This window comes from Desulfofundulus salinus, assembly GCF_003627965.1.
Classification (GTDB): domain Bacteria; phylum Bacillota; class Desulfotomaculia; order Desulfotomaculales; family Desulfovirgulaceae; genus Desulfofundulus; species Desulfofundulus salinus.
In genome coordinates this window covers 358,795-366,776 of the sequence record NZ_RBWE01000001.1, presented here as the reverse complement: position 1 = coordinate 366,776, position 7,982 = coordinate 358,795, and the positions used below count along the sequence as shown (strand labels likewise).

9 protein-coding genes are annotated in these 7,982 nt (G+C 54.2%); 5 read left to right on the top strand and 4 right to left on the bottom strand.

Features of this window, described 5'->3' with window-relative positions:
* Window positions 1-94: 94 nt before the first annotated feature.
* Window positions 95-364 carry a DsrE family protein gene (locus tag D7024_RS01870; protein WP_243113659.1) on the bottom strand — a complete coding sequence of 90 codons (270 nt, stop codon included), beginning with the start codon at window positions 362-364 and terminating at the stop codon, window positions 95-97.
* 787 nt (window positions 365-1,151) lie between these two features.
* Between D7024_RS01870 and D7024_RS01860 the strand changes: the two genes are divergently transcribed.
* The 3 genes from D7024_RS01860 to D7024_RS01850 all read left to right on the top strand — a co-directional run bounded on the left by D7024_RS01860 (window position 1,152) and on the right by D7024_RS01850 (window position 3,661).
* Window positions 1,152-1,436, top strand: coding sequence for a hypothetical protein (locus D7024_RS01860; protein WP_125185605.1), 285 nt, complete (start codon window positions 1,152-1,154; stop codon window positions 1,434-1,436).
* A 5-nt stretch (window positions 1,437-1,441) separates the two neighbouring features.
* Window positions 1,442-2,134 (top strand): hypothetical protein, encoded by a 693-nt coding sequence (locus D7024_RS01855; protein WP_121450297.1) that lies wholly within the window; start codon window positions 1,442-1,444, stop codon window positions 2,132-2,134.
* Window positions 2,135-2,278: 144 nt separating this feature from the next.
* The gene (locus D7024_RS01850) at window positions 2,279-3,661 is read left to right on the top strand and encodes a radical SAM/SPASM domain-containing protein (protein WP_121450296.1); all 1,383 of its coding nucleotides are present in this window, start codon (window positions 2,279-2,281) and stop codon (window positions 3,659-3,661) included.
* A 78-nt stretch (window positions 3,662-3,739) separates the two neighbouring features.
* On the opposite strand, the gene D7024_RS01845 is transcribed toward D7024_RS01850, so the two are convergent.
* Entirely contained in the window at window positions 3,740-4,423 is a 684-nt protein-coding gene (locus D7024_RS01845; protein WP_121450295.1) for a 4Fe-4S binding protein, read from the bottom strand.
* A gap of 245 nt (window positions 4,424-4,668) precedes the next feature.
* Between D7024_RS01845 and D7024_RS01840 the strand changes: the two genes are divergently transcribed.
* Together D7024_RS01840 and D7024_RS15305 are read left to right on the top strand one after the other, a co-directional pair.
* On the top strand, window positions 4,669-4,953 hold the full coding sequence (locus tag D7024_RS01840) for a metal-sensitive transcriptional regulator (RefSeq protein ID WP_121450294.1): 285 nt from the start codon (window positions 4,669-4,671) through the stop codon (window positions 4,951-4,953).
* Window positions 4,954-4,981: 28 nt separating this feature from the next.
* Window positions 4,982-5,266, top strand: coding sequence for a CC/Se motif family (seleno)protein (locus tag D7024_RS15305; protein ID WP_279220956.1), 285 nt, complete (start codon window positions 4,982-4,984; stop codon window positions 5,264-5,266).
* A gap of 96 nt (window positions 5,267-5,362) precedes the next feature.
* Here the strand turns inward: D7024_RS15305 and D7024_RS01835 are convergent, their stop codons facing one another.
* Entirely contained in the window at window positions 5,363-7,378 is a 2,016-nt protein-coding gene (locus tag D7024_RS01835) for a sodium-translocating pyrophosphatase (RefSeq protein ID WP_121450293.1), read from the bottom strand.
* 168 nt (window positions 7,379-7,546) lie between these two features.
* The gene (gene secG / locus D7024_RS01830; protein WP_072867274.1) at window positions 7,547-7,774 is read right to left on the bottom strand and encodes a preprotein translocase subunit SecG; all 228 of its coding nucleotides are present in this window, start codon (window positions 7,772-7,774) and stop codon (window positions 7,547-7,549) included.
* Between the last annotated feature and the right edge of the window lie 208 nt (window positions 7,775-7,982).

Sequence of the window (7,982 nt, the reverse complement as noted above, 5' to 3'; positions counted from 1 at the left end):
CGGCTATTCGGGTTTCCCATAGCGCTTCCCGTTCGGCTTTGGTCATAAGAAAAAATCCTCCTCATCGAGCTTATTTTTTGAGGAAGATTATCCCTTAAACTTGGGTATTGTGCCAAGGTGGGTTGTGTTTGACGCTTACCTTCATCTGGTCCATCAGCGATCCGCTAGGAGTTCCGCAGCACTGACCGCTGCCCCCGGTCAGCAGGCACCCGCTTCTGAAAACAGAAACCGCCTCACCGTTGGCCACTACTTCGATGTCAGCATTTCCTTGCCCAACATCATTCAAAAAGTTGGTGATGTTGACGAGTGCCCTTTGCCATTTGTCAGATTCGTTAACATGGAAAAGGACTTTAAGCCTGCTCATCTCAACGCTCCCTCTCTGCTAAACTCAAGGTGGGAACTTCACCGTCAAGCCCGTCACCTTTGAGCCCAGTGCTCTTCATCAATTACTTTAAAATACTCTTCCTCTTAAGATACTCAGGCAAATGGTCCGCATTAACAACGTCTATATCGCCATTTTTATTATACACCCACAGCCTGTCCCTCAAAATAACAACATTACAATACGCTCCGTTATCCATAACACACGCGTTACCGCAACCACTGATAGTAACATTCCCTTGTACATCGCCAGAGGAGATTATGCGCTCCGCCATCGCATGGACATCACCAACACCATTTTTACAATACCGCGCGCCTATGCACGTCTTGATTCCCCCACTACTCCACGCCAGCGCCCCCTTCAGAAATGGCATAAGACCCACCCGGTTAATAACTTCACCCAGTCGCTCGTTCTGAGCAACCTGAATATAGCTCCTAACTATCCGTTCGACAGTCTCGAGTATATACTCTTCCTTAATATTCGGCTTCCAGATAGCCGTTGAGAGGATGAATTAAGACGGCGTAAGCACCATCCAGTTGCTGGATAAATCCCTTGTTGGCGTACTTTCGAACCATAACCACTTCTCACCTTCTTGTACCAAAAAGAAAGAGTATTTCTTTTCCTAAATCAGCCAGTTCGGCCACATCTACAGAACACATCTACAAAAGTAATGTAACATAGAAAAGGTTGCTTGTCCAATCAGTTTATCTTATGTGTGTGATCCGTCTGTGATATTGTCAGGGTAAAATCCGTCAGTGAAAATGTCAGTATGAAGGAGATGGTTACCCTGTCGCAGACGGAACTGAAGCGGATGCTGGTTTTGCAGCGGGTTCTGGAAGGTCAGATTTCAACCTTTGAAGCTGCCCTGGTATTAATGCCTTGGAAAACGTCCATGTCTGGTATGGGCGTTAGCCTCCCAGAGGGCAAAAATGTTTACAACGCAAATAGCTCTGTAAGTCAAGTAATCTTGACAATGCCATGGGGAGAAAGTATAATTGGAATTAAATTTTTGGTTTTTTGGGAGCCGACTGAATCTATTTACCGCCGGGAGTGACAACCATGAACCTTACCCAGAGGCGCAAAGAGTTCCTCGACAAGATCATCAACCTCTTCCGCCAGACCGGTCTTCCCGTCCACTACGCCACTGTGGCCGAGGCCCTGGGCGTGAGCAAGTGGACGGCCTACGACATCCTTAAAGAGCTGGAAAAGGAAGAACTGCTGCGCAGCGAGTACACCCTTAGTCGCACCGAAAAGGCTCCCGGCCGTTCCATGGTGGTTTTCCGTCCCACGGAAAAGGCCTTAAAGCTCCTGCCCCAACCGGAAGCAAAACCCGAAGACCTGGAAGACTGGCCGGCAGTCCGGGGCAGGTTGTTAGCCCTGTTTGATAATATGAAAAACCTTAACCCCCAAAAAATCAAAGACGAGCTGCTGCAGGAAATGATGAAAATAGAGCTGCCGCTGGTTTTTTGTGCCTATACCATCGCCCTTTTAATTACCCATATCTACGGGATTAATTCCCGGGGTCTGGCATTCCTGCAGCAGATCTTCGAGATGGCCCCCAGGCCCGAGCTGGTCTTGAGCCTGTTTGCCGGCTCGGTAATTGGAACCATGCTCAAAAGCATGAAGGATGCGGTAAACAGCAAGATCCTTTCCTGCATCCAGCGCTTTCAAGATCACATTTCCCAATGCGGCCATCAAGAGCACAAATTATTGGCCAGCTTTTTAAACGAAGCTCTGCAACGTTCACAGTAAATTTTTTGGGATGTTTTTGGGTCTTTTGGGTCTATGAGGTTTATTAAGGTAATAATTTGGCGGAAGGGGGAAATCCTATGGTTTAACTTTAATCATTTTTTCATTAAAAATTTTATGTAAAAAACTTTTTCAGGGGGGATGGTTATGCGCATTGGGACTAATAAACTGGCACGAACCAAAAAATTCCTGGCCGAACACCTGTCCCAAAACGTGCTAACCTATGTGAGCAGGAACCCGGAAACCAATTTACCGCGTCTGCTAAACCTGGTAAAGTTACTGACCATTCAAGACCGTCACAAGCGCCAGGTGGAAACCATAGCCGCAGCTTTCCGTGAAAACCCGGCCATCCGGGAGTACATGATCAAGCTGGCCAAAAACTTTCATCCCAACGTGCGTAACCGTCTGGCATACAACTGGTTTATGAACGCCATGATTTTCGGCATTCCCAGGCAGAGGAGCATGTCCCGGACACTGGGGGTGAACGTACCTAACTTCATCCTGGTGGACCCCACCAGCGCCTGCAACCTGGCCTGTGAGGGCTGCTGGGCGGGCAGGTATTCCCACAAGAACTCCTTGAGCCCGGAGAGGCTGGACCGCCTCTTCAGCGAGGCCAAAGAGCTGGGCATCTACTGGATCGTCTTTTCAGGTGGGGAGCCCCTGCTCTACCCGCACCTGTTCGACCTGATGGCCAAACATAACGATATGGCCTTTATGGCCTATACCAACGGCACGCTGATCAATGAAAATATGGCCGATAGAATTATCGAGGTAGGAAATTTCTCCCCGGCCATCAGCCTGGAAGGATGGCGGGAACGCACCGACGCCCGGCGCGGCCCTGGTACCTTCGACAGGGTAATGCGGGCCATGGACCTGCTGCGGGAAAGGGGCGCGGCCTTTGGCGTTTCCATTACTATCACCAGGGAGAACGTGATGGAAGTAACCAGCGACGAGTTTATTGACTTCCTCATCGACAAAGGGGTCATTTACGCCTGGACCTTCCACTACATCCCTATCGGCCGCAACCCCAATGTGAACCTGATGATCACCCCGGAGCAGAGGGCCTACCTGGCTGAACGCATACCCTACATCCGCACCCATAAACCCATCCAGATTGCCGACTTCTGGAACGACGGCGAACTGGTGGAGGGGTGCATTGCCGGGGGACGGCGCTACTTTCACATCAACGCCGCCGGGGAAGTGGAACCCTGCGCCTTCGTCCACTTTGCCGTGGACAACATCAATGAAAAGAGCTTGATCGAGGTACTGCGCTCGCCCCTGTTCGCGGCCTACCAGAAGCGCCAGCCCTTCCACGACAACCTGCTCCGGCCCTGCCCGATCATTGATGTACCGCAGGCCCTGCGAGATATCGTTAAAGAATCCGGCGCCCGCCCGACCCACGAAGGGGCGGACACCGTCCTGGAGGGCACCATTGCCGCCTGCCTGGACGGCCGTTCCCGGGAGTGGGGCCGGGTGGCCGACCGGCTCTGGGCGGAGCGCCACCGGCTCAAAAAGGCACAGGGATTCTGAAAACAACCCCTTCTCAAGGCAAATGGCCGGCTGTCGCCGGCCATTTTTAACGCTGACCTTCAGCAGAACCGGATGGGGTCAGGCTGCCAGGCCGGCTTCCTTTTCCCCGTGACCGGAGCTGAAGGACAGGGCGCAGCGGGGGCAGGCGGCCACGCAGGAGCCGCATTTGATACAGTCATTATCCCCCATAGTTCCGTCCAGCCGGTACTCATAGGGTTTCAGCTGCATGGGGCAGGCCCGGGCGCAGGCCCGGCAGCCGGTGCAGGTCCGGCTGATGGAGAGGGGTTCCTTGCCCCTGGAGAGCCAGTGGCCCAGGGTGCCCATGGGGCAGATGTGACACCAAATCCGGGGATGAATAAGCAATCCCAGGATAATTCCGACCACGGTGGTGACAGTAAGTATACGCACCAGAGCCAGTCCCATGGCCGCTACATCTCCCCCGGCCAGGTACCACTGCACGCCGATCATGGTGAAAATTAAGCCCAGCATGAATACCCGCACCGTTCGACTGCGGAAAAAAGCAGGGATGGCTTTCTTCCGGGACAGAGGCCGCACAAAGAGATCGAAAAAGGCTCCCCGGGGACACATCCAGTCGCACCAGGCCCGTCCCCGGAAGGCTGCCACCCCCACTGCCCCGACCATACACCCGAGGAGCAAGAAGCCCAGCCAGGGGTAGAACCATCCCAGCACGGCCACCAGGGGCAGGCCCACCCAGGTTAAGCTTTGCCTTAGTTTGCGCTGTTTCTGTTTTTCCTTGAGCATGGCGATCCCTCCATTCTGGACCATCTATAAGATTGCCGGCTACTGAAAAAACTTTTATACCCCTACGTATACCCGTAGGGGTATCGCATATATAATATTACCCGCGTCCTTTAAGATTGTCAATACACATTAATTAGGGATTTGCTCTTGACAAACTGCAGGATTAATAGTAAACTTTTATATACCATACGGGGTATGGGGGCTTTGGAGTTGTGATATAACCTTCCGGGAAAGGAGCAGGCTTCATGAAAAAAGACCCGGTTTACCGGCAGGAAGTGCAGGAGGAATTGCTGGCCCGGCTAAAGCGCATCGAGGGGCAGGTGCGGGGAGTGTCCAGGATGATTCAGGACCAGCGCAGCTGCGGCGAAGTGGTCATCCAGCTGGCGGCCATTAAAGCAGCCATCAGCCAGGTGGCCATGACCACCCTGGCCTGCCACCTGGCCGACGAGATCATGGAGGGCCTGACGGGAGGCAAGGAACTTAAAGACATAATGGCTGAATTCATGCAGGTCTTTCGAAAGTTTACTTAACAAAGCGCTCGAAAGGAGTGTGGTTTTTGTGGTTCAGGTACATGTTTCCGACGAGGCCAGGGACTATATACTGCAACAAACCGATACCATCACCCTGGTCATGGAACTCTGCGGCGGGTGAGGAGGCGCGACCTATGAGCCTGCCGTGTATGCAGGCTCACCTGCCGACGTGGAAAGGTTCCACCAGACCGAAGCCAACGGCCTCAAGGTGTTTCTCCCGAAAAATGCCAGGGTAGCCCCGGATGGGGTGAGTATCGACATCACCGGCAAAGGCGTGTGGCGCCGCCTTTCCATCCAGGGGTTGCTCGGTTGATGCGGTGTTGAACGCAAACGGAGGGCACCTCTGCCGCGATCTTTAAGAAATGCCCCTGCCGGACCGGCAGGGGCATTTTTATTGCCAGTTTTGATCCTAGCGGGCGATATTGGCAATCAACGGGATGATCAGCAGCGCCACGATGTTCACGATCTTGATCATCGGGTTGATGGCCGGTCCCGCCGTATCCTTTAGCGGGTCTCCGACGGTGTCGCCCGTTACCGCCGCGGCGTGGGTGGGAGTACCCTTGCCGCCGTACATGCCTTCTTCAATGTACTTCTTGGCGTTGTCCCAGGCACCGCCGCCGGAGGTCTGGAAGATGGCCAGGAAGAGACCGCTGATGATGGTGCCCATCAGCATGCCGCCCAGGGCGTCCCGTCCCAGGAGCAGGCCCACGATCACGGGAGAGAGAACGGGAATCAGTCCGGGCAGGATCATTTCCTTCAGGGCACGACGGGTGACGATATCCACGCAACGGCCGTACTCGGGCTTGGCCGTACCTTCCATAATGCCCTTAATTTCCCGGAACTGCCGCCGCACCTCGTTGACCACTTCGTAGGCCGCCCGGCCCACGGCACCGATGGCCAGGGAGGAGAACAGGTAGGGCAAAGCGGCGCCGATAAACAGGCCGGCCAGCACCCACGGGTTGTTGATGGAGAAGGTGAGCAGGTGCTCGGGCACGTAGTCCGCCAGGTGGTGGGTGTAGTCGGCAAAGAGCACGATGGCCGCCAGACCGGCAGAACCGATGGCGTAACCCTTGGTCACCGCCTTGGTGGTGTTGCCCACGGCATCCAGCGGGTCGGTGATGTTGCGCACTTCTTCGGGCAGCTCGGCCATTTCGGCAATACCGCCGGCGTTATCGGTAATGGGCCCGTAGGAGTCAATGGCCACGATGATACCGGTCATGGAAAGCATGGCCATGGAAGCAATACCGATGGCATAGAGACCTTCCGCCCCGCCGCCACCGATCAGGTAGGAGATCAGAATACCGGCCACAATCACCAGAGCGGGAAGGACGCCGGACTCCATGGCCACCGAAATACCGGTGATGATGTTGGTGGCGTGACCGGACTGGGAAGCTTCAGCGATGGACTTCACCGGGCGGAAACTCTTGGACGTATAATAGTCGGTAATGTACACAATGGCCACGGTGACGATCACCCCAATGAGGGCGGGCCAGAAGAAGACGGTGGAGCCTAACACGGCACCGGTGACAAACCAGAAGCCAATCAGGGACAGGATGGCGGAAGCCCAGAGCCCCTTGTACAGGGCGCCCATGATATTGGTGCCGCCGCCCATCCGGACAAAGAAGGTACCGATAATGGAGGCGATGATTGCTACGGCTCCCAGAACCATGGGATAAATGACAAACTGGGGCTGATCCTTGAAGATCAGGAAACCGAGGAGCATGGCACCAACGGCAGTCACGGCATAGGTCTCGAAGAGGTCGGCCGCCATACCGGCACAGTCACCGACGTTGTCACCCACGTTGTCGGCAATAACCGCCGGGTTCCGGGGGTCGTCTTCGGGAATCCCGGCTTCCACCTTACCCACCAGGTCGGCGCCGACGTCGGCACTCTTGGTGTAAATGCCGCCGCCCAGACGGGCAAACACGCTGATCAGCGAACCGCCAAAGCCCAGGCCCACCAGCGCCACCGGGTCCTTAAAAATGACGTACATGGCTGATACGCCCAAAAGGGCCAGGCTCACGCACATCATACCCGTCACGGCACCGCCCCGGAAAGCCACCTGGAGGGCATAGCCGATGCCGGACTTGGCCGCTTCCGCCACACGGGTATTGCCCCGGGTGGTCACGTACATGCCGATGTAGCCGCACAAACCGGAGAAAACGGCCCCAATGACAAAGCCAACAGCTGTCCAGTAGTTAAGGCCGAACAGAATAATCAGAGCTACTATGACACCAACCAGGGCTATGGTCTTATACTGCCGGTTGAGATAGGCCATAGCCCCTTCCTGGATGGCCGCCGAAATTTCCTGCATGCGCTGGGAACCGGCTGGACGACTAAGTACCCATGAGGCCAGATAACCTGCAAACAGGATACCAATAATGGCAGCCACTATCCCGGAATAGGTTACCCAAGACTGTTCCAAGAATATTCCCCCCCATGGTTAATTTTTAAAAAAAACTTGTCAAAAAAAATACCTAACCTCCCCCTCCCGAATCACCTCCCCCTTCCCGGTAACAGGCGCCGCGCACCTTTCTTTATATAAGTCTTTTGGCTGGTGGCCGGCAGCCTGCCAGAGAATAAGACAATGGGCTTATATCCATAAGCCCAAAACAAGTGATGTAATGGCAAATAACACCGCCACTACCGTAGTTAGTTTGCTGAAAAATTCGTCCAATCCTTTCTTTTTACCAAACAAAACCTCTGCTCCTCCGGCAATGGCCCCGGAGAGCCCGGCACTTCTTCCCGACTGCAAAAGCACCGTTGCAATGAGAGCAATGCTTAAAAGCACGTGAAAGGCTATTAAAACGCCTTTTAGCACCCGCTTGCACCTCCTCTTCCATTCGTTGTTATTATAGCACAGAACAATAATAATTGACAATTATACATGCGGGATATTTGAAAGACGTGAGGCGAGATGTGGGAGGTGAGATTTCAAGGTCGGAATTCGGCGAGCTATTTGCGTTGTAAACATTTTTGCCCTCTGGGAGGCTAACGCCCATACCAGACATGGACGTTTTCCAAGGCAT